General features: G+C 53.0%; 22 protein-coding genes. 11 read left to right on the forward strand and 11 right to left on the reverse strand.

Features of this window, described 5'->3' with window-relative positions; genetic code table 11:
- Positions 1-127: 127 nt before the first annotated feature.
- Positions 128-1,183, reverse strand: coding sequence for an extracellular solute-binding protein (locus ACQGQ5_RS03265; protein WP_455735165.1), 1,056 nt, complete (start codon positions 1,181-1,183; stop codon positions 128-130).
- Positions 1,184-1,425: 242 nt separating this feature from the next.
- On the opposite strand from ACQGQ5_RS03265, the gene ACQGQ5_RS03270 reads away from it, so the two are divergent.
- Together ACQGQ5_RS03270 and ACQGQ5_RS03275 are read left to right on the forward strand one after the other, a co-directional pair.
- Entirely contained in the window at positions 1,426-2,838 is a 1,413-nt protein-coding gene (locus ACQGQ5_RS03270; RefSeq protein WP_455735166.1) for a phosphoglucomutase/phosphomannomutase family protein, read from the forward strand.
- Positions 2,839-2,910: 72 nt separating this feature from the next.
- Positions 2,911-4,617: a methyl-accepting chemotaxis protein gene (locus ACQGQ5_RS03275; RefSeq protein ID WP_455735167.1), complete on the forward strand. Its 1,707-nt coding sequence runs from the start codon at positions 2,911-2,913 to the stop codon at positions 4,615-4,617.
- Between the two features lie 196 nt (positions 4,618-4,813).
- On the opposite strand, the gene ACQGQ5_RS03280 is transcribed toward ACQGQ5_RS03275, so the two are convergent.
- The 3 genes from ACQGQ5_RS03280 to ACQGQ5_RS03290 form a co-directional block, all read right to left on the reverse strand.
- Positions 4,814-5,776, reverse strand: a complete 963-nt coding sequence (locus tag ACQGQ5_RS03280; RefSeq protein WP_455735168.1) for a bifunctional 4-hydroxy-2-oxoglutarate aldolase/2-dehydro-3-deoxy-phosphogluconate aldolase — start codon at positions 5,774-5,776, stop codon at positions 4,814-4,816.
- Between the two features lie 53 nt (positions 5,777-5,829).
- On the reverse strand, positions 5,830-6,771 hold the full coding sequence (locus ACQGQ5_RS03285) for a sugar kinase (protein ID WP_455735169.1): 942 nt from the start codon (positions 6,769-6,771) through the stop codon (positions 5,830-5,832).
- A 112-nt stretch (positions 6,772-6,883) separates the two neighbouring features.
- Complete coding sequence (locus tag ACQGQ5_RS03290) at positions 6,884-7,558, reverse strand: GntR family transcriptional regulator (RefSeq protein ID WP_455735170.1); 675 nt, start codon at positions 7,556-7,558, stop codon at positions 6,884-6,886.
- Positions 7,559-8,054: 496 nt separating this feature from the next.
- Here ACQGQ5_RS03290 and ACQGQ5_RS03295 point away from each other — a divergent pair, with 496 nt between their 5' ends.
- The 8 genes from ACQGQ5_RS03295 (at position 8,055) to ACQGQ5_RS03330 (ending at position 15,998) form a co-directional block, all read left to right on the forward strand.
- Positions 8,055-9,026 carry a C-terminal binding protein gene (locus ACQGQ5_RS03295; protein WP_455735171.1) on the forward strand — a complete coding sequence of 324 codons (972 nt, stop codon included), beginning with the start codon at positions 8,055-8,057 and terminating at the stop codon, positions 9,024-9,026.
- 19 nt (positions 9,027-9,045) lie between these two features.
- Positions 9,046-9,804: an SDR family oxidoreductase gene (locus tag ACQGQ5_RS03300; RefSeq protein WP_455735172.1), complete on the forward strand. Its 759-nt coding sequence runs from the start codon at positions 9,046-9,048 to the stop codon at positions 9,802-9,804.
- Between the two features lie 86 nt (positions 9,805-9,890).
- A complete protein-coding gene (locus tag ACQGQ5_RS03305; protein ID WP_455735173.1) occupies positions 9,891-10,877 on the forward strand; it encodes a substrate-binding domain-containing protein in 987 nt (328 codons plus the stop codon).
- Positions 10,878-11,027: 150 nt separating this feature from the next.
- The gene (locus tag ACQGQ5_RS03310) at positions 11,028-12,530 is read left to right on the forward strand and encodes a sugar ABC transporter ATP-binding protein (protein WP_455735174.1); all 1,503 of its coding nucleotides are present in this window, start codon (positions 11,028-11,030) and stop codon (positions 12,528-12,530) included.
- A 1-nt stretch (position 12,531) separates the two neighbouring features.
- Positions 12,532-13,530, forward strand: a complete 999-nt coding sequence (locus ACQGQ5_RS03315; RefSeq protein WP_455735175.1) for an ABC transporter permease — start codon at positions 12,532-12,534, stop codon at positions 13,528-13,530.
- A gap of 21 nt (positions 13,531-13,551) precedes the next feature.
- A complete protein-coding gene (locus ACQGQ5_RS03320) occupies positions 13,552-14,373 on the forward strand; it encodes a transketolase (protein ID WP_455735176.1) in 822 nt (273 codons plus the stop codon).
- Positions 14,374-14,377: 4 nt separating this feature from the next.
- Complete coding sequence (locus ACQGQ5_RS03325) at positions 14,378-15,304, forward strand: transketolase family protein (RefSeq protein ID WP_455735177.1); 927 nt, start codon at positions 14,378-14,380, stop codon at positions 15,302-15,304.
- A 52-nt stretch (positions 15,305-15,356) separates the two neighbouring features.
- Positions 15,357-15,998, forward strand: coding sequence for an RpiB/LacA/LacB family sugar-phosphate isomerase (locus ACQGQ5_RS03330; RefSeq protein WP_455735178.1), 642 nt, complete (start codon positions 15,357-15,359; stop codon positions 15,996-15,998).
- 317 nt (positions 15,999-16,315) lie between these two features.
- Here the strand turns inward: ACQGQ5_RS03330 and ACQGQ5_RS03335 are convergent, their stop codons facing one another.
- From ACQGQ5_RS03335 to iadA, 3 genes are read right to left on the reverse strand one after another with little or no spacing between them, the layout of a single operon-like run.
- Positions 16,316-17,719 carry a Sapep family Mn(2+)-dependent dipeptidase gene (locus ACQGQ5_RS03335; protein WP_455735429.1) on the reverse strand — a complete coding sequence of 468 codons (1,404 nt, stop codon included), beginning with the start codon at positions 17,717-17,719 and terminating at the stop codon, positions 16,316-16,318.
- A 59-nt stretch (positions 17,720-17,778) separates the two neighbouring features.
- Positions 17,779-18,855, reverse strand: a complete 1,077-nt coding sequence (locus tag ACQGQ5_RS03340; protein ID WP_455735179.1) for a M42 family metallopeptidase — start codon at positions 18,853-18,855, stop codon at positions 17,779-17,781.
- A 42-nt stretch (positions 18,856-18,897) separates the two neighbouring features.
- On the reverse strand, positions 18,898-20,028 hold the full coding sequence (gene iadA / locus ACQGQ5_RS03345; RefSeq protein ID WP_455735180.1) for a beta-aspartyl-peptidase: 1,131 nt from the start codon (positions 20,026-20,028) through the stop codon (positions 18,898-18,900).
- A 173-nt stretch (positions 20,029-20,201) separates the two neighbouring features.
- Here iadA and ACQGQ5_RS03350 point away from each other — a divergent pair, with 173 nt between their 5' ends.
- Positions 20,202-21,086: a MurR/RpiR family transcriptional regulator gene (locus ACQGQ5_RS03350; RefSeq protein WP_455735181.1), complete on the forward strand. Its 885-nt coding sequence runs from the start codon at positions 20,202-20,204 to the stop codon at positions 21,084-21,086.
- Between the two features lie 117 nt (positions 21,087-21,203).
- On the opposite strand, the gene ACQGQ5_RS03355 is transcribed toward ACQGQ5_RS03350, so the two are convergent.
- Genes ACQGQ5_RS03355 through ACQGQ5_RS03370 form a run of 4 tightly spaced genes read right to left on the reverse strand, consistent with a single transcriptional unit; the run spans position 21,204 to position 25,072 of the window.
- Entirely contained in the window at positions 21,204-22,181 is a 978-nt protein-coding gene (locus tag ACQGQ5_RS03355; protein WP_455735182.1) for an ABC transporter ATP-binding protein, read from the reverse strand.
- On the reverse strand, positions 22,171-23,187 hold the full coding sequence (locus ACQGQ5_RS03360; RefSeq protein ID WP_455735183.1) for an ABC transporter ATP-binding protein: 1,017 nt from the start codon (positions 23,185-23,187) through the stop codon (positions 22,171-22,173). The genes ACQGQ5_RS03355 and ACQGQ5_RS03360 overlap by 11 nt, the downstream gene beginning before the upstream one ends.
- A 20-nt stretch (positions 23,188-23,207) precedes the next feature.
- The gene (locus tag ACQGQ5_RS03365; protein WP_455735184.1) at positions 23,208-24,131 is read right to left on the reverse strand and encodes an ABC transporter permease; all 924 of its coding nucleotides are present in this window, start codon (positions 24,129-24,131) and stop codon (positions 23,208-23,210) included.
- A 5-nt stretch (positions 24,132-24,136) separates the two neighbouring features.
- On the reverse strand, positions 24,137-25,072 hold the full coding sequence (locus ACQGQ5_RS03370) for an ABC transporter permease (protein WP_455735185.1): 936 nt from the start codon (positions 25,070-25,072) through the stop codon (positions 24,137-24,139).
- Between the last annotated feature and the right edge of the window lie 23 nt (positions 25,073-25,095).

Consider the following 25,095-nt stretch of genomic DNA (forward strand, 5'->3'; position numbering starts at 1 on the left):
AAGCAGGAACAGGCGCCGGCCAACCGCCTTAATAGAAAGCGTGCAGGCGCTCATCTGCTTTTCACGCCTGCACGCAAAGACTCCTTGATTGCGTGGAATCTGTCAGAACCGCTTTGACGCCCTGCGGTTAACCGACGATGACCTCTTTCCACTTTTCCATGATCTGTGTTTTCTGGGAAGACGCCCAGTCAAAGTCGTAGTTTACCAGCTTCACGTCCTTCATTTCCGGAAGATCCTTCGGAACCTGGGTGTCCAGTCTGACGCCTCTTCTGGCAAAATCGGTCGCCATCATGGTCTGGCATTCCTTGCTCAGAACAAAATTTATGAAGGTTTCGGCATTTTCCCTGTTTTTGCAGCCCTTGACCAGCGCAATGCCGTCCGGAACGGCGGAGGTGCCCTCCGACGGATAAATGATGCCGACGTCCGCACCGGCCTGAACATATTTAATGGCTTCTTTTTCAAGCGTCAGACCGACGCTGTATTCGCCGTCGGATACCTTCTTGTAGACGTCGCCGGAGGCACCGAGGATTTTTCCGTCCAGATTGGCGACAAATTTCTGAATGAAATCCCAGCCCTTGCCGTCGTCCTTACCGAACGCGGTCAGCATCGTACACAGGATGGTGTAGGAGGAACCGGATTTCGCCGGGTCCGCGTACGCAATTTTTCCCTTGAACTTCGCGTCGATCAGATCGCCCCAGCCCTTCGGGACGTCGCTTTCCCCGACCAGCTTTTTGTTGTACATAATGACCATCGGCAGCGGGGATTCTCCGGTCCAGAGACCGTCCTTGCTGACATACTCCTTATCGATGCTGTCGATATCGGCGGGCGTAAACTTGTCGAAATATTTGCTGTAGGCCGCAAGGGAATCCGCTCCGCCGCCCCAGAACACATCGCATTGCGGGCTCTCGCTTTCCGCCTCGATGCGCTTGAGCAGTTCGCCGGTCCCCGCGGCGACAAGGTCCACCGTAATTCCGCTCTTCTCCTGAAACTCCTTGATTCCCGCGTTCAGCGGGTCCGCCGGGTGCGGCGAATAAACCGTGACGTGCTTGGAATTCGGCGTCTGCTCCGAAGCCTGACTGGCGTCCGTATTGGCCTGTGACGATGCGCTCTGCGTGCTTCCGCATCCGGCTAACACGCCGGCGAGCATGGTGATCGCCAAAAGTGCGCTGACAAACTTTTTCATAACTCTTCCCCTCAGTTCGTTAAAATTTCCGGGGGCCCTGCCCCGCGTTGTTGTGATTTCATTATTGCATCTTGGCCGGGTAAATACAATGTGACGATCCTGTACTTTTGTAGAAGATTCTAACATATTCACGAAATCCGGAATGTTTTTACTCCAAAATTGTGCAATTCGCAGTCACCCGAGCTTGAAAATGAAAATCCGGAATGCTAAAATAGCCCCAGATTCTATGGGAGGGATGGAATATGATTCAATTTGGTACCGGCGGATTCCGCGCGATTATCGGAGAGGATTTTACACGGGACAATCTGGAGCTGCTCTCCGCCGCGTTGGCAAAAATGATAAAAAAGGACCATGTCGAAAACCTTCCGGTCGTCATTGGATACGACCGCAGGTTTCTGTCCGATTTCGGGGCAAAATGGATTGCGTGCGCCCTTGCGGCCGGGGGCGTCAGGGTACACCTCATCAATCACGACGCGCCGACGCCTCTAATTATGTTTCAGGTGCTGAAGGAAGGCGCCGCTTACGGGATGGCGGTCACGGCGAGCCATAATCCGGCGGAATACAACGGGGTCAAGCTTTTTACGTTTGGCGGAAGGGACGCGACGGAAGAAGTAACCGACCGTCTGGAAAAAGAAATCGCCTCGGTGAATCCGGCCGAAATCCGCACGATGGAATATGAAGAAGCCGCCGCGGGCGGGCTGATTCTGGAGATTGACCCACAGAATCGTTACATCGACAGTATCCTGAATGTGATTGATACGGAGGCCATTAAGAGAAAAAATCTGAAAATCCTTCTTGACCCCATGTTCGGAGTCAGCAAAACGACCCTGCAGACGATTCTGCTCACCTGCCGCTGCAGCGTCGAGGTCATCCACGACCGGCACGACACCCTGTTCGGCGGAAGGCTCCCCGCCCCGAACAGCTCGACGCTGTCCCATCTGGCCCAGATGGTCGTGCAGAACGGCTATGATCTGGGCATCGCCACGGACGGCGACGCCGACCGCATCGGCCTGATCGATTCCGGCGGAAGCTTTATCCACCCCAACGATATCCTCGTACTGCTTTACTATTACCTGCATGAATATAAAGGCTGGACGGGCGCCGTTGTGCGTAATATCGCCACGACCCACTGCCTTGACCGGATGGCGGAAAGCTTTGGGGAAGCCTGCCATGAGGTCCCGGTCGGCTTCAAGTATATTTCCGCCAAAATGGAGGAAACTGACGCCCTGATCGGCGGCGAGTCCTCCGGCGGGCTGACCGTGCGCGGCCATATTCACGGCAAGGACGGCGTTTACGCCGGGTCCCTGCTGGTGGAGATGCTCAGCGTGATCGGCAAATCCCTGCGGGACATCCTCGACGAAATCCACCGAAAGTACGGCAATTTCGTCATGGACGAGTTCGACTGCCGCATGACCGGCGAACGCAGGGAAGAATTGCGGCGCCTCCTTTTTGAAGAGAAAAAGACGCCGCGGTTTGACCTGGAAACCGAAAAAATCTCCTACATGGACGGATGCAAGGTATATTTTAAGAACGGGGGATGGGTTATCTGCCGTTTTTCAGGGACGGAACCGGTGCTCCGCATTTTCAGCGAAATGGAAAACGCGGCTGAGGCCGCGCGCATCAGCCGGGTATTCCGTGATTTTCTGGGGCTTTGATTTCGATTCGGATACCGCGTTCCGGCCGGTACGGTGTGGAAACAAAAGCACAATGGAGGAGGGTATTGGAAGATGTTGAAAGATAAGAAGATCGGCACAAAATTGGCGCTTTCTTTTCTTTTTGTCATTGTCATCTGCAGCATCGGCGGCATTGCCGGGTTGATCGTAATGTCCGATATCGAGGCAAAGTACAGCGCGGCCCTGGTGGATTTTGGCTTTGCGCAGGGAGAGATCGGCCTGTTCAACTCGGAATTCAAAGACAACAGCGCTGTGCTCCGCGATATGCTTTACACAACGGATGTCAGGGACCGGAATTCGTACGCGACTCAACTGGAAAAATCAAACGGGCAGGTGAACACCTTCTTTTCTGACATGGAAAAAAGTATGGACGGAAGCAAAGAGCTGGGCCTGTACAATGACATTCAGGATAATCTGGCCAATTATGAAAAGCTGCGGTCGCAGATCGTCGAGCTTGTAAAAAGCGGCGAAACGGACGACGCGCAGAACATTCTGAGCAAGCAGGCGACACCGCTTTCCAACAAAATTTTCTCCGATACCAGCGCTCTGATCAGCGAAAAAACGGAGAGCGGCCGCAAGGTATCCGCCAGCCTTGCCGCACAGTCCTCCGCGGCGAAGGGAAGCATTCTGGCGGTCATTTTTCTGGCGGTCCTGCTGTCCCTGATCATTACGCTGAAAATGGGCCGAAGCATCCGAAGGCCGCTGAAGGAAATGGCGGACGCCGCAGAAAAAATGGCGGAAGGCAATCTGAGCTTTCCCATTCAGCGGAGATCGAACGACGAGATCGGACAGCTCGGCGCGTCCTTTGAAAAATCGGCCGGAACAATCCGGGAATATATTGCCGACATCAAACGGATGCTCAGCGAAATGGGACGCGGGAATCTCGCCGTCGGCACCGAACTGGAGTACATCGGAGACTATATCGAAATAGAACAATCGTTTCACAGCATTCTGATTTCCCTGAACGATGCTCTCGGGCGAATCAACCAGACGGCGGAACAGGTTTCCACCGGAGCGGGACAGGTTTCGCAGGGGGCCCAGGCCCTGGCGCAGGGAGCGGCCGAACAGGCGAGCTCCGTGGAGGAGCTCACCGCGGCGATTGCGGAAATATCGGAAAATATCCGATCGAACGCGGAACAGGCCGACGGCGCCAGTAAAAATGTGAATACGGTTCTTTTTGAGATCGAGACAAGCAATCGGCATATGGAGGAAATGGTCGCGGCCATGGGGCGGATCAGCGAGTCCTCCGGTCAGATCGGGAAAATCATTCAGACCATTGAGGATATCGCCTTTCAGACCAATATTCTCGCCCTGAACGCCGCCGTGGAAGCGGCGAGAGCAGGCGCGGCGGGGAAGGGCTTTTCCGTAGTGGCCGACGAGGTGAGAAATCTGGCAAGCAAAAGCGCCCGGGCTGCAAAAGACACGACCGCCTTAATCGCGGGCTCCATGGAGCAGGTGGAACACGGTACCAGGATTGCCGACGAAACGGCAAAGTCCCTGCTCCGGGTCGTGGAAAGCGCGAAAGAAGTCACCGGTACCATTGAGAAAATTTCCGACGCCACCAACCGGCAATCGGCTGCGATCGCACAGGTAACGCTGGGCGTGGGGCAAATTTCCGACGTGGTACAGACGAATTCCGCGACGGCGCAGGAAAGCGCTGCGGAAAGCGAGGAGCTGTCCGCACAGGCGCAGTCGCTGAAGAAACTGGCCGGCCAGTTTACACTGAAATCCATCCCAGCAGATCAAACAGCGTCTGCGTAAGATCGCGGGCATCGATCCGGATCATTTCAGGCCCGTACGCCGACAGAACGAATCCCCCAACCGTAGTTTGGAACTACGGTTGGGGGATTTTTCAATGTTTTTCTGATTCCGTTCCGTTCATAGAAGAACGGTTCCGTTCGGCGGCGTTTTCCGCACGCCGTTCGGGCCGCCGGATATTATTTTTCGCCGAAGCGGCTTACTTTCTTCTCAAATGGATGGCAAAGCCGCCGATCGTCTGTTTGAAGTAAATTGCGATCAGACCGCCGTTTTCGTCGCGCACCGCCGAACTTTTGTCCAGCTCCGCTCCCATGCACTCAAAATGATGGACCGCGCGCCCGATATCGTTGGTCTGAATGGCGATATGCCCGTTTTCGCCCAGGAACGGGCCCTTCACGATTTCAAACATGGTCCCGGCAAAATAAGCGCCCGGGAACTCCGTGACCGGAATGGAAAGAAGGCCGGCAAAGCTGTTCGCCACGTTGGACGCGTCCTGAGCGTCCTTTGTGTTGACGCCGACATGCAGCAGCTCAAACCCGAACGCCCTGCGCACAGCTTCCCTGCACAGGCCGACGATCCGGCTGAAATCTCCCGCTTCGATTAAATCTTTCGGCACCATCCACGAACCGCCGCACGCGGCTACGTTGGAAAGGGAAAGATATTCTTCCACATTGTTTTCACTGATTCCGCCTGTGGGGATAAAACGAAGCCCTTTGTAAGGGCCCGCGAACGATTTCAGCGCCCTGGTCCCGCCGCTGGCCTCTGCCGGGAAAAACTTAACGGTATCCAGACCAAAACGGAGCGCCGCTTCCAGATCGGTCGCATTGGAGCAGCCGGGGATCACCGGAATATCGTTTTTCAGGCACCACTCCACAACGGCGGGGACAAACCCCGGCGTCACGATAAATTTCGCCCCGGCATCCACGGCGCTTTTCGCCTGCTCCACCGTATGGACGGTACCGGCTCCGACGGTGATTTGCGGCACCTTTTCAGCCACCTCCCGCAACGCCTGCCGCGCGCAATCCGTGCGGAAGGTAATCTCGGCCACGGGAATCCCCCCGGCGCACAGCGCCCTTCCCAGATCCGCGGATCTGGCAGGGTCGTCAATAACAACCACCGGCACCAGGGCGGCGCCCGTGATAATATCCATCAGGTTTTTCATGATCGGTTCCTCTTTCTCTTTTAATTAGTATCAATAGTATTTTATATAGTATTTCATTTTTCCTGCATAAAATGCCGCAGCTGCTCCCTGGTCGGCAGCCCTTCATTGTCGCCGCGGGACATGACCTGAATGGCACCGATCGCGTTTCCCCGGCGCACCGCCTCCCTCAGCGGCAGGTTTTCCATCAACGCGCTGATGATGCCCACGGCGAATCCGTCGCCCGCGCCGACCGTGTCGACCACTTTCTCCACGGGGAATCCCGGAACGAAGAAGCGTTCCTCCGCACGCGCAACATAAGCGCCCTTCGCCCCCTGCTTGACCACCACGGTTTTGGCTCCCCGCTTCAAGTAGAAATCGGCGATGGCTTCCGGCTCTCTGCTTCCGGTAAGGATAAGGCCCTCCGAATCACCGGGAAGAACCATGTCGCTTTTTGCCGCTATTTCATTCAAAACCCGCACCATTTCCTGCTGATCGGCCCAAAGCTGAGGCCGCAGATTCGGATCGAAAGAAACGGTCAGCCCGTTTTCGCGGGCTTTTTCCAGCAAAAACATCGTCGCTTCTCTGGTGGACCGGGAAAGCGCCGGCAGGATTCCGGTAACGTGCACCCACCGATAGGCCGAAAAGTCCACCCGGGCAATATCTTCGGCGCTCAAAGTAGACGCCGCGGAATTTTTACGGAAGTAAAAGATATCGGGATCACCGGAGGAAACCATGGATTTCATCATGAAGCCGGTGCTGTGATCCTCGCTCCAGGAAACCAGATCGGTGTGGATCCCGTTGCGTTCCATCGCCTTTACGATCTGCTTCCCGAAGGGGTCCCGTCCCAATTTTGTAAGATAGCTTGCGGAATGCTCCAGCCTGGTCATTCCCACCGCAACATTGAACTCGGCCCCCGCAACGGCGCAGGAGAAGCCGGGGATATCCTCCAGACGGCCCTCGGACTGCGCGATAAACAGCCCCATCGGTTCCCCGATCAGCATCATACCTTTTGACATCTTAAAATAAAGTCCTTTCTGAAATTCAATGGAAATATTGAACGTGATTTGCCCAAACCGCAGCCGGCAGGGCATGGAAAATCAAAATGTGGATACATTAGATGTGGATCCGTCAGTATTTTTTTTTGGTATAAGCGGGTAAAAACGTCTCGTAAAGCTTCATCGTGTTTTCCAGATGCATGCGGATCAGGGTCTCCAGCTTTTTGCCCTCTTCCTCTTCCAGGCATTCATACATCAGCTTATGCTCCTGATGGGCGGCTTCATGCCGTTCCATAGGATGTCTGGAGGAAGCATAGACCAGGAAGGAGAAGCTCACGCCCATCAGCATATCGTAAAGCTCCGTCAGCTTCCGGTTTTCCGTCAGTCGGATAATGCTTCCGTGATAAATCTGTTCATACTGGTTGGCCCTAACGTAGTCATTGGCCTGAACATCCGCCATTTTCCTCAATACCTCGCGCATTTTCACCTGAATTTCAGGGTGCGCGTGAAAATTTTCCGCCGCCGGTATCGCCGCAAAGGTTTCCATCATGATACGGCAGTCCATGATATTGCGGATTTCGTCCATGCTCAACTGTTTCACAACAAAGCCCCGCCGGGGCAGCATGTCCATCAGCCCCTCCGCCACCAAACGGTTCATCGCTTCTTTGACGGGGGTGGGACTGATCGAAAGACTTTCGGCAACTTGATTGACAACGACCTTTTTACCCGGCTCCATTTCGCCGGACATAATTTGGTCCCTGATCTGGCCGTAAGCCCATTCCAATAAAGAAAGGGGTTGCTTTTCCATACTTGACCTCCTATGGACGACAGTGCAGAAGCCATCCAATTTTTTCGCATTCCGTTTAGACTGAACGGCTGCCAGCAGCCTGTCTGAAAACAATAACGATGATTAACAACTTGTTTATTTTATCACAAGCAAAGCAGTATGTCATCAAAAAATATGGGAATTCTATAAACAGTTGTTAAATAATCTATCAAATATAAAATATTATATTCAATTTCATAATCTATTATATAAATAATTTCTATAAAAATCAAGTATTTATTTAGCATATTTCCAGCAAAATGTTTAATACAAATAAAAATGCCCTTTTTCACTATATTATATGAATTAGCGAATTATAAAGTCGTTTTAAGCATATGCTAATCGATTTTTTGGCTAATTTGCCTATTCTTTATCAAATTTATTCATTGATTTTCACTATTGCGTAATAATCGGCGCGCTTATATAATAAAGATCGAAATCAAATTTTATATTTAAAATTCAAAAAGGAGTGTAGCGAATGCTCAACCGGAATCTTGTGGCGATTACAGACTGCGACCATGACAGCATTACGGTGGAAGCCGGAGTGCTGGAAGCGGCCGGATTGGAAGCGCCCTGGCTCCAATGTAAGACGGAAGACGACCTGATTCGTGAATGCGTAGGATTCAAGTCGGTGATTAATCAGTATGCCCCCTTCACAGAAAAGGTGTTTGACAATCTGCCGGACCTCCGGGTGATTGTGCGTTACGGCGTGGGTGTGGATAATGTTGACCTGACGGCCGCCACGAAGCACGGCGTTAAAGTCTGCAATGTGCCGGACTACGGGATGTACGAAGTGGCGGATCACGCGATGGCGCTTGCTTTGGCCCTTGCCAGAAAAATCGTTCTGAATAACGGCAATGTAAAAAGCGGCGTCTGGGAATACCAGAGGGCGATCCCCATTTACAGGTTGTCCACTCAGACGGTCGGCGTAATCGGCGTAGGACGGATCGGCACCGCTTTCGCGGAAAGAGCCAAAGCCTTTGGAATGAAGGTCCTTGCCTATGATGAATACGCACAAAAGGCCGGCCGCACGAAGGACTATATGGAAATGGTCAGCCTGGACGAGCTGCTAAAGCGTTCCGACATTATTTCCGTACATTGCCCGCTGGACGGGAACCGCGATCTGATCGCGGCCCCGCAGTTAAAGAAAATGAAGGAAAGCGCCTATCTCATCAACGTATCCCGCGGCGGCATCATCAATGAGCAGGACCTGTTCAACGCCCTTTCCGGCAAGGAGATCGCCGGCGCGGCCTGCGATGTCTTCAGCCCGGAACCGATTGCGAAGGACAACCCTCTTCTGAGCCTTCCGAACTTCCTTGCCACTCCGCATATCGCCTGGTACTCGGAAGAGTCCGCAGTCGAGCTGGAGCGCAAGGTGGCGGAGGAAGCCGTTCGGGGCGCTCTGGATCAGCCGCTGGTCAATGTTGTCAACGCAGCCGCCGGAAAGTAATTTTAAGGAAGGAAAAAGTATGAACTTATTCGATTTAACGGGAAAAAAAGCGATCGTAACGGGCGCGGCTTCGGGTCTGTCCCACGGAATAGCCGAAGGCCTGATGGAATCGGGAGCCGAAGTGGCGATCATCGATATTTCAGCCGGCACGGAGGCTGCCGCGAAGGAATTCTGCGATCGGGGCTTCAAAGCCCACGCCGTCCGCGCCAACCTCGGCAACCGTGAAGAACTGAACCGCGCGTTCCGGGAAGCGCTGGAAAAGCTCGGCGGAAAAATTGATATCCTCGTTCCGGCCGCGGGCATTCAGCGCCGCAGCAAGTCGGAGGATTTTTCGATAGAGGATTGGGATTTGGTCCTGAATATCAACCTGTCCGCCGTTTTCATGCTCTGCCAGCTTGCGGGGCGCGAAATGCTCAAACAGAAGAGCGGAAAAATCATCAATATCGCTTCCATGCTCAGCTTCTTCGGCGGCTACACCGTTCCGGCCTACGCTGCCAGCAAAGGCGGCGTCGCCCAGATCACCAAAGCGCTCTCCAACGAATGGGCCCGCGAGGGGATCAATGTAAACGCGATCGCGCCGGGTTACATGGACACGCAGATGAATACAAAAATCATTGAGGACGAAACCCGCAACGCCGAAATCACAAGCCGCATCCCGGCACGGCGCTGGGGCACGCCGGACGATGTCAAGGGCGTAACGATCTTTCTCGCTTCCCATGCATCCGATTATCTTAACGGCGCAATTATTCCGGTAGACGGCGGTTACCTTGGCTGCTGATTTATGATGGATCGTCCTGCCGGTTATAATGATAATTTGCAAAGATTTGCAAAGAGGAGAAACTCAAAATGAAAAGGAGCTTTAAAATGAAAAAATTAAGTGCAATCATCCTGGCCATGGCTATGGTTTTGTCTCTGGCGGCCTGCGGAAACAGCGGCGCGGCCTCTTCACAGGCGGCCAGCGCGGCGGGCAGTGCGGCTGAGAGCGCCGCATCGGGCACAGCTGCCGGCAAACCGCTCAAAATCGGCATTTCCGTACCGAACCTCACAAACGTGTTTTTTGTACAGATCAAAGAAGGTATGCAGAAGGCGCTCAAAAGCTCGGACGACAGCCTTGTGGTGATGGACTCCCAGGGAGACCAGAACAAGCAGATGAACGACGTAATCGACCTGATCAACCAGGGCTGTAACGTAATCGGCCTGTCCCCCATCAACTCGGACGGCGTCCGCGCGACCCTGGAAACCTGCCAGAAGGCCGGCGTTCCGGTCATCGCTTTTAACGTAGGCGTTAAAAACCCCGAGCTGGTCGCCAGCACGATCGTTTCCGACAACGAGGCATCCGGACATATGTGCGCGCAGGCCCTCGCGAAGGCACTGAACAACAAGGGCAATATCGTTGAAGTCACTTTCAGCACCACCACCACCTGCCATGCCCGCCAGAAGGGTTTTGAAGACGAAATCAAAGCAAACTACCCGGACATCAAGATCCTTCAGAGCAAGGACGTGGAAAAAGCGACCGCGGACTACTCACAGCCGATCATGGTCGACTTTATCAATGCCTATCCGGATCTCGACGGCGTTTTCACCATTAACGATCCTACCGCCCGCGGCGCCATTTCGGCACTGAAGGAAGCGGGAAAAATCAAGGATGTCAAGGTTGTATCCGTCGACGGCTCCGATGAAGGAAAAGGCTTTATCCGCGCGGGCGAAATGGTCGCTTCCGCCGCTCAGGACCCGACCGGCATCGGCCGTACCACAGTGGAAACCGCATACAAGCTCATCGCCGGCGAAAAAGTGGAAGCAAACGTCATTATGCCGATGACCATTATCGACGCCAGCAACGTAGACAAATAAAAAAATCGATTTCTCAATGAAAATCTGAGCGTGATCGGTCACCTCTTCACGGATTGGTGACCGGTTACGCAACTAATTTATGAAATTCATGGCCTGTTTCCAAAGTAAATGCCGTCTTTCAGGCGGCAAGCAGTAAAAGGAAGTGATTCAATGCCAAGTGAGTATACCCTTGAGATGAACAACATTTTTAAGTCATTTGGCTCCAACAAAGTTCTGGATGACGTATCGATCTCCATTAAACCGGGGGAGGTACGTGCTTTGATGGGGGAAAACGGTGCCGGAAAATCCACTTTGATGAAGATTCTCGGCGGTATTTACCATGCCGATCAAGGCGATGTCAAGATAGGCGGAGAAGCGGTACAGATCAATACTGTGGACGACGCCCGCCGTTACGGTATCAGCTTTATCCATCAGGAAATCAGCAACGTTCCCAGTATGACGATCGCCGAAAACTTTTTTCTTGGCAAGGAACCCAAGACAAAATCGGGGCTGATCGACCAGCGCAGAATGCACCGTGAAACCCGCGCCGCGCTGGACGTGATGGGAATCGATCTGCCGACAAACCGCCTGATTTCCGGTCTGTCGATCGCAAAGCAGCAGATGCTGGAAATCGCGCGCGCCATCAATGAAAACGCAAAAGTGATTATTATGGACGAGCCTACCGCTTCGCTGGCCAACGCCGAGGTAGAGGACCTTTTCCGGCAGGTAAAAATGCTGAAGGAAAAAAACGTGGCCATCATATACATTTCACACCGTATGGAGGAGACCTTCCTTGTCTGCGACACAGTCACCGTGCTGCGCGACGGTAAATTTATCGGTACGAAAAACACGGCGGAAACAACCGAAAAAGAGCTGATCAGCATGATGGTCGGCCGCAAGTTCGACGAGATCTACGGACAGGAGCGCGTTGTGGGCGGCGAGACGCTGATGCAGGTCAAAGGGCTGTGCAGCAGGGCTGTGAAGGACGTCAGCTTCGACCTGAAAAAGGGCGAGATTCTGGGCTTTGCCGGGCTCGTGGGCGCGGGCCGGACGGAAACGGCTCTCGCGCTGTTCGGAATCGACAAAATCCACTCCGGCGAAGTATGGATCGAAGGAAAAAAGGTGTCTGTCTCCAATCCGACGGAAGCAATCCGCGCGGGCATCGCGCTGGTTCCCGAAAGCCGTAAGGAACAGGGGCTCTTTCTGGGCCACAGCATCGCGGTGAACCTTACTTTTCAGGTGTTGAAGGAATTTATCCATAATCTCAGAATCGACCGTAAAAAAGAAACGAATTTGATCTCCACATATCAGAATAAACTTTCGATACGCATGGCATCCGTCAACCAGCTGGTGGGCGAGCTGTCCGGCGGTAACCAGCAGAAGGTTGTCATTTCAAAATGGCTGGCGTCCAAGCCAAAGGTTCTGATCCTGGATGAACCGACCCGCGGCATCGACGTGGGCGCAAAGGCGGAAATCTACAAGCTGATGAGCGACCTGAGCAAAGAAGGGGTATCTATTATCATGATCTCGTCCGAATTGCCTGAGATCATTAATAACTCCAGTCGTATTGCGGTTATGAGCGAAGGCAGACTTGTTAAAATATTAGACCCTGATGTAGACGAAATCTCTCAGGAGATTATCATGTCCTACGCAGTGGAAGGAGGAAACAAATAAAATGGGCAATACTAACCATTCGGAATCCGCGGCACTGAAAAGCGGAGCGTCTGGAAACATAGCCATAAACTGGCTGAGACGCAACCTGGCCGCGATTGCCGCGGTGCTGGGACTCTGCATCGCGCTTTCCCTCACTACCAATACTTTCCTTGTTTCTACAAACCTGCTGAGCTTGCTGCGGCAGTCCTGTGTAAACGTTTTGATCGCGTTCGGAATCACCTGTGTCCTGATCTGCGGCGGAATTGATCTGTCCGTCGGTTCGTGCGCCGCCGCTTCCGGCGTTATCACGGTACGTCTGGCAAACGCCGGGCTTCCGCTGGCGGTGTGCATTCTGACGGCGCTCGCTTTCGGCGCGCTGCTCGGGCTCTTCAACGGATACGTCGTTTCCCATACCACGATCCCGCCCTTTATCGTAACTCTTTCCACACAGATTATCGTGCGCGGCGTCGGCTATGTCGTAACCGGCGGCCAGCCCACCCAGTGCACCAACGAGACGTTCAACCTGATCGGCACCGGCGATCTGTTCGGAATCCCGACCCCGGTATTTGTGGTCGCTTTTGTTTTCATCGTCCTGTTCTTTATTATGAACCGCACGGGCTTCGGACGCCACGTTTACGCCACGGGCGGAAACGCGGAGGCCGCGAAATATGCCGGCGTCAACACCAGATCGGTCCAGATGCGCGTCTTCATGATGAGCGGTATTTTAGCCGCTCTTGCCGGTGTGGTGCTTGCGGCGCGCCTCTATTCCGGCCAGCCGTCCGTCGGCGAGGGCTTTGAGCGCGACGCGATCGCCGCGTCGGTTCTGGGCGGCACAAGCTTTAACGGCGGTGTCGGTACCCTTGGCGGAACGATTGTCGGCGCCCTGATTATCGGCGTCTTAAACAACGGCATGAATCTTCTCCGCATCAACAGCTACTGGCAGTTCGTCGTAAGAGGATGTGTCATTTTGGGCGCGGTCTATATCGATTTTCTGAAAAAAGCCCGTACCCTGAAAAAATAAGAAACGGAACTGGGTATTCAGATGAAAAAACTGGACAATCAACAACTTCTTTCCCTGTGCACACAGCTGCGCCGCGACATCATTGAAATGGTCGCCGGCGCGGCCAGCGGGCATCCGGGCGGCTCCCTTTCCATGGTGGAGCTGCTCGCAGCGACATACTGCACACAGATGAGAGTGGACCCCAAAAACCCGGACGACCCGGCGCGGGACCGGTTTGTGCTCAGCAAAGGGCACGCGGCTCCCTGTTATTATGCGGTCCTGGGCGAAATGGGATTTTTCGACAGGGCGGAATTTAAAAATTTCCGTCAGCTTCACAGCATTCTTCAAGGCCATCCGGACGTGAAAAAGGTCCCCGGCGTGGACGCTTCGACCGGCTCGCTCGGCCAGGGCGTTTCCATCGCCGTAGGGATGGCGCTGGGAGCCAAAGCGGCGAAAGGCCCCCAGAAGGTCTACACGATCCTCGGCGACGGTGAACTGCAGGAAGGGCAGGTCTGGGAAGCATGCACCGCGGCCGCCCACTACAAGCTGGACAATCTGACAGTGATGGTCGACAACAACGGGCTGCAGATCGACGGAACCAACGACCAGGTCATGGCTCTGGGCAACCTGCGGGACCGCTTCGAGGCGTTTGGGTTCGACGTGATCGAGTTGGCCGACGGCAACGAGATCGGCCAGGTGATCAGTGCGCTGGAAATCCCCGCAAGGCCGGGAAAACCGAAATGCATTCTGGCGCATACGGTCAAAGGAAAAGGTGTTTCCTTTATGGAAAATCAAGTGGGCTGGCACGGGAAAGCACCCTCTCCCGCCGAGCGGGATGCCGCGCTCGAAGAAATGAAGGGCTGATAGAATGAGTGAATTAAAAGCAATACGAGCCGCCTACGGGGAAGCGCTGGTCGACCTTGGCGCAAAAAACGACAAGATCGTCGTTCTGGACGCCGATCTAGCGCACGCAACCATGACCAACGGCTTCGCCGAAAAATATCCGGAGCGTTTCTTTAACGGGGGAATAGCGGAAGCAAATATGATCTCCATGGCCGCGGGACTTTCCACAATGGGATTTATCCCGTTCTGCAGCACGTTCGCCATCTTCGGCGCGGGGCGCGCGTACGAGCAGGTGCGCAACAGCGTCGCGTACCCGAATTTTAACGTAAAGCTGGGCATGACGCACGCGGGAATCACGCTTGGCGAGGACGGCGGCAGCCACCAGGCTATCGAGGACCTCGCTCTGATGCGCGTGATCCCGGGCATGACGGTGATCGTACCGTGCGACGCAAACGAAACGAAGCGCGCCGTCAACGCGGTGGCGGCGATGAAAGGTCCCGCCTATCTGCGTCTCGCAAGGCCCGCGTCTCCGGTATTCGAGCAGGAAATGCCGTTTCAAATCGGAAAGGCCAATGTTTTGCGGGAAGGCGGCGACGTTGTCCTGTTCGCCTGCGGCATCATGGTGGCCACCGCGCTGGAATGTGCGGCGAGGCTGTCGGAAAGCGGGGTATCCGCCTCCGTAGTCAACATCCACACCATCAAACCGATCGACGAGGACTGCGTGCTGCGTTACGCCTCCCGGTGCAAAAAGGCGGTCACCATCGAAGAGCACAGCGTGATCGGCGGCTTAGGCGACGCGGTATCCGCCGTGCTGATCGGCAAAGGCGATTTCCGGTTCAAAAAGATCGGGGTACAGGATCGTTTCGGACAATCCGGAAAACCGGACGAGCTTCTGCGGGAATACGGTCTGGACACGGATTCCGTATTGAAGCAGATAAAAACCATTTTATAAAAAATCCCCCGGACGGCAATCACGTGGCCCGAGGAAATAAAGGAGAGATACCATGAAAATAGCACTGATAAACGAAAACAGCCAGTCCGCAAAAAATGAATTGATCTACGGCGTACTGAAAAAGGTAGTCGAACCAATGGGTCATACGGTATACAATTACGGCATGTATACGGCCACGGATAAAGGATGGCTGACCTATGTGCAGAACGGCATTCTGGCCGCCGTGTTGCTGAACAGCGGCGCGGCCGATTATGTCGTTACCGGCTGCGGCACCGGCGAGGGGGCCATGCTCGCGCTCAACAGCTTCCCCGGCGTGATCTGCGGCCATGTGGTCGACCCGAGCGACGCCTTCATGTTTGCCCAGATCAACGACGGCAACGCGATTTCCCTGCCCTTTGCAAAGGGCTTCGGCTGGGGCGCGGAGTGCAACCTGGAATATATCTTTGAAAAGCTGTTCGGCTGTGAGAGCGGCGGCGGCTATCCGAAGGAAAAGCAGGAGGTCGAGCGCAGCAACAAGAAGATTCTTGACGCCGTAAGGGCAAACAATTTCCACGATCTCATTACCTGCCTGAAGGGGATCGACCAGGAACTGCTGAAGGGCGCCCTCGGCGGCGCGCACTTTAAAAAGCTTTTCTACGCAAACAGCAAGGACGAGGCTCTTACCGCATTTGTAAAATCGGTCGTAGGCGAATAAGCAGGCAGCAATCCAACCTCACAATGAGATTCCGATATTTCAGTTGAATGCGGCCATCACTTTTTGTGGTGGCCGCATTTTTATCCGCAATTGAATGGAATGTAACTTTTCCAACGCCTCCATAGGATGGAGGAATTCAGAAACGCCGTGAAGCCGCTCTCCCCTGCTGTGCGGCAAATGTCAGCGAAAATTAAAAAAGCCGGAGATTTGCGCTGCTCCTGACGGAGAGCGAAAATCCCGGCTTTTCTTTTCATATTATTTTACAGTATGCTACCCGCCAAAGCGAAAAAGTTGTTTCAATCGGGGAAAATATTTCTTCAGGAGCAAAGATCAATAATTGCCTGTGTGAAAATTTTCGCTCCCAGCAGCAGTTCATCAATGACCGCATATTCGTCCGCGCCATGCATATGGTTGTCCGTTTCCGGCATGGAGCATCCAAAGCCGACGCCGTTTTTCAGGCGATGTGCGTAAGTTCCCCCGCCAATCGCCATGCACTCTCCCTTTATGCCCGAATACTGCTCGTAACATTTCAGCAGCGTCTGAATAAAGGGCGTATCCTTTGGGACATAGTGAGCCGGCGAAACGCCTTTACCATCCGGAGTCAAACCGTACGCCCTTGCTTTCGCGCAAAAGATCTCTTTTAAATTCTCATCGGTGGCGCAGACCGGGGTACGACCGTCAAAATAGCCTTTCAGTCCCGTAGGCTCATACTCGAACAGATTCAGGCTCATCGTCAGAGGACCGGAAATCTCGTCTTCCATGGCTACTCCGGAAGCTTTTCCGAGCCAGTCGCCGTGCGGGAAAAGCTGATTCACGGCGCGAAGTTTCTCAAATCCTTCCGATTTTGCAAATGGAATTCCGACTAATAAATCGATGAGCCCGGTAATTGCATTATTTCCGTCGCCCGGTGAAGAAGCGTGCGCACAGGCTCCATGCGCTTCCACGACAATTTTTCCGTTATTCTCCTTCCATTCAAACGAAATGCCGGTTTTAGCGGCAGCCGCGGCAGTGTAGGCGGAAAGCTCCCGCACGGAAAGTCCCTCCACCACAGCCTCGGCAGTGTCGGGAACCACGTTGCTTTTTACGCCGCCGTGAACGGAAAGAACGCGCGGCAGCGCAAAGTCTTCTTTCCAGCCGGCCTTCACCCAGATGCTGTAACGTCCCTTTTCAATATTGATCACAGGGAACGCGGCATCCGGCGAAAAAGTCATGGGCGCTTCCGATTCCTGTTCATAATAATGGGTAATGTCCGCGCTGCCGCATTCTTCATCGGTTCCCAGAACCAGACGGGCGTTCTTTTTCAGCGGAACATCCAGGTCACGAACCGCTTTCAAGGCGTACAGCGCAGCGATTGCCGGGCCTTTGTCATCCGCAGAACCTCTGCCGTATAATCTGCCGTCTTTGACAAGCGGCTCAAACGGCCGCGTCACCGTCCAGCCGTTCCCCGCGGGAACAACATCCAGGTGCGCCAGAATATCCAGCTGCCTTGGAAGGTGATTCAGATTGACAGCCGCCGCATAGTTATCATAATTTTTTACTGAAAGTCCCATGTCCTTCGCAATTTGCACGGCTGCGGCAAGCGCCTTTGCCGGATACTCCCCAAAAGGCATTCCTTCTTTGGGTTCCCCTTTTTCGCTCGGGATTCGAATCAGCGTGCTCATATCGCGAAGCATCTCTTCCCGATGCGCCTCAAAATATTGTTCTATTGTTTTCTGATCCATCATGATACGGCCCCCTATGTAATTTCAGCTCTGTGATTACAAATCTTCAAAAAACAGTGTCAGAAGGATTTTATGATATCTTCCTCCAGCGATTCAATCACCGCGCTTGCCAGCTTTACGGCGTTCCGCAAATCGGACAAAGCCGCAATGCCGTAATGCGTGTGGATATAACGTACCGGGAGCCCCACAACGACTACCGGAACGCCGGCGTTGGACAAATGAATCGGTGCTCCGTTGGTGGAACCGCCTGTGCGGACCGATTCCTGCACCGGAATCCCAAGTTTTCTGCCCAAATCCAGAACATAACGCTGATAGCGGGGGTTGGTGATCATACGGGCATCAATATGACGCAGCATAGGCCCTCTTTTGATCGCCGTCTGAGTCATGTACTCCTCGGTAAACGTATCGTCCGCCGGGCATCCCTCAAAAACGATGGCAATGTCGGGGCGGATGGTGTTGCTGGTTACATAAGCACCGCGCGTACCGACTTCTTCCTGAACGGCAAAGCCTGCGGTTACGTCCACATTCAGGTTTTTCCCCCGCAGCGTACACATGGTCTCCAAAATGGCCGCGCAGCCCAGACGGCAGTCAAAGGCCTTCCCAATCAGCAGGTCTTTCTGTTTCCTATATTCAAAATCAACGTCCGGAACTACCGGTTCCCCAATGCGGATCTTAAAGTCGTTAACAGCCTCTTCCCGGGAAGTCGCACCAACGTCAATCACCATATGGGACACGTCGGCCGGTGCATTGCGCTCCGCTTCGCTCATAAAATGCGGGGGCTTACTTGCAATAATACCGGGAATATAATTCCCTTCCGCGTTGCGTACACGCACCTTATGCGCCGGAATGTTATTCGCGACCCAGCCGCCAAGAGTGATAAACACCAGTGTTCCGTTCGGCTTAATCGCCTGCACCATAAACGACACTTCATCCGTATGGGCATCCAGCTGAACGACCGGACGGCCGCCCCGGTTGCCCGCGCGTTTCAGGTACAGGTTCCGCAGGGAATCTTCCGAAAAATCCCCCAGTCCCTCCCCCTGCTTACGCAAAACCTTTAATACATCGTCTTCAAATCCGGAAGCGCCGTTCGCGTTGGAAACCTCCCGGATCAATTGAATTAATCTTTCCTCATCCAAAATAAATCCTCTTCTCTCAATATGAAATTTGAACTGATTTTATTATTTTTCAAAAATTCCTTTTTTGATAAGACTGCCGGTTTTCATCATGATGGCGCCGCCGGCCATAACGGTATCGATATTCAGCCGGTCGTCGAGCAAAATCAGGTCGGCGTCGTACCCTTGTGCAAGGCGGCCCTTCCGATCGGCAAGCCCCAGCGCCTTCGCCACGGTAGCAGTGCCGGGAAGTATCGCCTGAGAAAGCGGAACCCCGCAATCCTGTACAAGCGACTTTACGGTACGGTGGAGGGTTGTAATCTGCCCGACACCCATCCCGACGAGCTCCCTGTTCTCGTTCCACTTCGGCATACTGCCGTTCGAATCCGTACTGAGCGTGACGCGTCCGACAGGGGCCTGCTCAAAGGCTTTTACCATTATCTGAGCTGACTTCCTGCTTTCTTCCTCGGCGGTAAAATCGATGTATCCGCCTAAATTGGCAAACCGCACCGCGTCGTCAAACACTCTTCCCACATGAGTCGGACGGAATATTTGAATCGGAATGTCCTCGGTTTCCAAAATATCGAATAATAAACCGAGTTTACGCTTCCCGCTGCCCACATGGATGTGAACCAGACCCGGTTTTCTGGAAAGAAGCCCGCCGAGCCTTGCTTCCGATGCAAGCCGAATCAGATCCCGCTTACACAGATTCGACGAACGGTGATCGGAAATCGCAATCTTAACGCCGATCACTTCCTCAATAAACGCAATATCCTTTTTCACGGAACCGGTCAAAGTCGGGGAGGGATATTCATACGCTCCGGTCAGGCAGTAGGCGGTTAAACCCTCGCTGCGCAGCGCCTTTGTTTTCGCCACCACATTTTCGACGCTGCGGGTGACCGAATCGGTTCCCAGCAAGCCGACCAGCGTGGTAACGCCGCCGCGAATACAGTCGGAAAGCTGGATTTCCGGTACGCGGCTGGAAAATCCGTCCTCTCCCCCGCCCCCGGTAATATGGACATGCTGATCGATATACCCCGGTATCGCCGTCCTGCCGTCCCCGTCAAGAACTTCAAGATTCGTCAGCGCGGGTTCCAGTTTGCGGCCAATCGCCTGTATTTTTCCGCCCGCGATGAACATATCCGCAACTTCGTTCGGATGATTCAAATTCACTCTTATATTTTTTAAAAGCAGCATTTATACTCCAGTCTTCCACGCCGGATGGGGTGTGGCTGCCGCATATTACGTGTGTGGCCCACAAGATGATGAGAATGCCGGTTTTCGGCAGCTTCTTTCAGATTATTCTTTTCATTAAAACAAGTTTAAGGTATAATCATTGATAGGAACGAGTAAGAAATGAGGGACAGACTATGCCGGACGATTCTTTCCAGAAAATTAATAAAAATTATCATAACCTGACCAGAAAGCAAAGGGAAATCCTGGACATACTTCTATCCAATCCGGAGGACGTCTGCTATATCTCCCTGAAAGACCTCAGCCAGCGCAGCAGCGTTTCCGAAGTAACCATCCTTCGCATGTGTAAGCGGCTCGGGTTTGAAAACTTTATTGAACTGAAAAAAGCCTTCCGTTCGCATACGGAACGTCTGGTGAAAAATTTTATGGAAACCAGTTATTTTTCATTGGATCTTCCCGTGGTGGAACGCGGAAATCCGGAAATGGTCATCCGGCAGATTATCAATAACGCCCGCACGCAAAGCGCCGAATTTTATGATACCGTGCCGACAGAGCATATTTTAAAAACCGCGCGGCTGATTCTTCAGGCCAAAACCGTGCTGATTTGCGGGCAGGGCGTCTCCAGCGTCGTCTCCGAGTATTTTTACCGCCGCATTTCGCCGCTGATTGCCAACGCGATTCTGGTTCATCCGGAGGACCTGGACAATGTTCAGGCGAACCTGGTCAAGCTTCACCCCGGCGACCATGTGATTGCCATCTCGTTTCCCCGCTATTACGATACGATGCGGAACATTGTGCAGTATGCGGAGTATCGGGGCGCGAGCGTTACTTCTATTACGGACAATCCGGAGTCCCCCGTGGTAACCCGGAACAGCATGAATTATTTGTGCGATACGGCTACCAGGGTTTTTTATAACTCTTATTCGCTGCCGATCGAGCTGGTGAATTTAATTGCTTCCGGAATCGTGCTGGAAATGGGAGAGGCCTACGACAAGCTCGTTTCCGACGCGCATGAAGTCATTCACTTTATCAACGAATCCAGTTCCGAGAAAAATTCTTAAGGACATACGGGGCCCGGGTATCGGGCCAAAAAGCTCGTAAAACTGCGGGTGGTTCTCCGCTTCGGAATTTCCGAAGTCCAAGGAACCTACCCGCTTTTTGTTTGATACGAGCCCGGATTATTGGGCTTCACCATCGTATCTGTAACACGCAACCCAATGGTCTTTTTCCACTTCCCGAAATACAGGACTTGACCGTTTGCAGATATCCATCGCATATTTGCAGCGCGAGCAAAACTTGCAGCCGTCCGGAATATTGACCGGATTCGGCACGGTCCCTTCCAGTACGACGCCGCTGCGGTTTCTTTCCGCCCTTGGGTCGGGCAGCGGAATTGCCGAAAGAAGCGCCTGCGTGTAGGGGTGCAGCGGCTTGTCAAACATCGTTTCGCTCGCGGTCAATTCCACCAGGCTGCCAAGGTACATGACGCCGATTCGGTTGCTGATATATTTTACCATTGAAATATCATGCGCAATAAACAGATAGGTCAGACCCAGCTCATTCTGCAATTTCTTCAGCAGATTGACGACCTGCGCCTGAATGGAAACATCCAGCGCAGAAATCGGTTCGTCGGCCACAAGGAATTCAGGATGGATGGCGAGGGCCCTGGCAATGCCGATCCGCTGCCGCTGGCCGCCTGAAAACTCGTGCGGAAAACGGCCGATATGCTCTTTCTGAAGCCCCACCATCTCCATCAGCTGTACGACTGTTTTTTCACGCTCTTCCCTGCTCATCGGGGTCTCCTGCGAATCCAGTCCTTCCGCAACAATGTCAAGCACCTTCATGCGCTGATCCAGAGAAGCGTATGGATCCTGAAAAATCATCTGCATTTTACCGCAGCATTCTTTGGCTTCTTCATTGGAAAGCGGTCCGCTGATTTTCTTTCCGCCATACAATATTTCACCGTCCGTCGGGTGATATAACCGCAGGATGGTTCTGCCCAGTGTGGATTTCCCACAGCCGGATTCCCCGACCAGGCCGAGCGTTTCTCCTTTATAAATCTGAAAGGAAACATCATCCACCGCTTTTAAAGTCTGTTTATTCCCAATCTGAAAGTATTTTTTAAGATTTTTCACTTCCAGCAATACTTCACTCATCACGGCTCTCCTTTCCGCCCGTATTCTCTTGATATTTTTTCACGAGGGGATGCTGCAGCCAGCAGGCAGAGCGGTGCGTGGCGGAAATCTGCGTGTATTTCGGCTGATACTGCTGACAGACCTTCCGAGCTTTTTCACAGCGCGGCGCAAACGGGCAGCCCTTCGGCGGGTCAATCAGGTCCGGGGGGGTGCCGGGGATTGTTTTCAGCTCACTTGCGGTTTCATGAATCTTGGGGATGGAAGCAATCAGGCCGAGCGTATAAGGGTGCTGCGCATGGTAGAATATTTCATCCACCAGGCCGCTTTCCACAATTTTGCCTCCGTACATAACCGCGACTTTATTGGCAATGCTGGCAACCACGCCAAGATTGTGCGTAATCAGGATAATCGAGGTGTTTACCCTGCTTTGCAGCGACTTCATCAGGTCAAGGATCTGAGCCTGGATCGTAACATCCAGTGCGGTTGTGGGTTCATCCGCCACCAAAACCTTCGGGTTGCAGGCAAGTGCGATCGCAATCACCACGCGCTGACGCATGCCGCCGGAAAGCTGATGAGGATACTGGCTGAATCGTTTTTCCGGGTAGGAAATACCGACCAATCCCAGAAGTTCCAACGCTCTTTCCTTCATCTGCTGGGAATTCATTTTCTTATGTTCCCCTAATATTTCAACGATTTGTTTTCCGATTGTCATGGTCGGGTTCAGGGAAGTCATCGGGTCCTGAAAAATCATCGAAATTTCCGAACCGTTCAGCTTTCTCATCTGGCGATCGTTAAAATCGGTAATATCTTTCCCGTCAAACGTTACCCGGCCGGCCGCAATTTTACCGGTTTTCGGCAGCAGCTTCATGATTCCTTTCACCATCATGCTTTTTCCGGAACCGGATTCTCCAACGATAGCCAATGTATCCTTTGGCTCCAAAGAAAGACTGACCCCGCGAACAGCCTTCACGGTTCCGTTTTGCGTTGGCAGGTTTATTTCTAAATTTTCAACTTCTAATAAACTACTCATTTTTCAGCCTCTTTTCTGCACTAAACACGCATCCGGGGATCAAATGCGTCGCGGAGACCATCCCCCAGGATGCTGAAGCACACCATAATTAAAACAATTATGACGGCGGGAATAAGCAGCAGGTATAACTGGCTGTTGATGACCTGAAAACCACTGTTAATCAAAACGCCCAAAGACGCTTTCGGCTCCTGAAGGCCAATTCCGATAAAGCTGAGGAAAGCTTCCGTAAAAATAGCGGAGGGAATCGTAAACATCGTATTGATGACAATCACCCCGATCGTGTTGGGGATCAGATGCTTCAGAATGATCCGTTTGTTGGAGGTGCCGAGGATTCGGGCGGCAAGAATGAATTCCTGATCTTTCAGCTTCAGAATTTCCGCACGGACTAATCGGGCCATGTTCACCCAACCGGAAATAGACATGGCGATGATCAGGGTTCCAATACCCGCGGGCATGACCATCATCAATAAGATGACGATGATTAAATTCGGAATGCCGATCAGCACTTCAATGATACGCTGCATAACAGCGTCCACTTTTCCGCCGAGCAAAGCGGAAATCGAGCCGTAAGTTACACCGACCACCAAATCGAGCGTTGCGGCAACAAACGCAATCAAAAGGGAAACGCGGGTACCGTACCACACGCGTGCCCATTGATCGCGGCCGAATTTATCCGTACCAAACCAGTGCTCCGCATTCGGCGCCTGAAGGATCGCCTGATAATTCGTATCGTAGTAATTATTTTTCGTAAGTGCCTGCCCTAAAAAGGCAAGAGCGACCAAAACGAGAAGGATCACCAGAGCGATTACCGACCCCTTGTTCTGTTTCAGGCGAATCCAGCCGTCCTGAAAGGCCGACCGCGTAGGCCGTGATATTTTTTCCCGGTCGCCCTCGTCCGTTTCAGCAGGAGCCAGCAAGTCTTCCGTAAGTTCTATGTTTTGCAATCGTATCACTCCTTTGACGGCGCGAGCCGGATTCTTGGGTCAATGACGCAGTACAGGATATCAACCAGAAGGATAACAACCACGTAAAACGCACTGTAGAAAAGTGTGAGGCCCAGGATTGTAGAATAATCGTTTGCCTTAATGGTATCCACAAACAGACTGCCAATACCCGGAACGCTGTAAATGCTTTCCACGGCAAGAGAACCGGTCAGGATATTGACTGTGATGGAGCCAAGGATCGTAATGACAGGCAGCAGGGAATTCCGAAGCGCATGGCGCAGAAGAATCTTTACCGGGCTGAGTCCCTTTGCTTTCGCCATTAAAATATAATCCTGCTGTAAAACCGTAAGCATTTCCGTACGTACAAAACGGGCGATCTGCGCGATGACGCCGAAGGACAGCGCAAGGGAAGGCAGGATGGAGCAGGCATAGCTCTCCCAGTAAGCAACCGGAAGCAGTCCCCATTTCAGTCCGAAAAAATATTGAAGCAAAGCCGCTACAACAAAGTTCGGGACGGAAATCCCCAGCACGGAGATGACCATCGTTAAATAGTCCAGAGAAGTATTATGCCGGTAAGCAGCTATAATGCCAAGGATCAGTCCAATGACAAGGCCGGCGAGGACAGCCTGAATTCCAACCAGAGCGGACGGCACAATGCGGTCCGCAAGGATTCCTTGCACCGGCCGTCCGGAATACAGAGTGGAGGTGCCCAGATCCCCCTGAAAAATATTCCCGAGGTATTTAAAATACTGAACGTAAACCGGCTGGTCCAGACCATAGCTGGCATAAACCTGACGCTGCTGCTCCGGGCTCAGATTGCTTATTTTATCTTCGTCAAACGGCGTACCGGGAAGACTGTGCATCAGGAAAAAGGTTGCGGTGGTAATTACCAAAAGAGTGATCAAAAGGTAACCAAGCCGTTTGATAATATATTTTTGCAATTTACTTCCTCCCTTGGAGTTCG

This window comes from Caproiciproducens sp., from assembly GCF_053840905.1.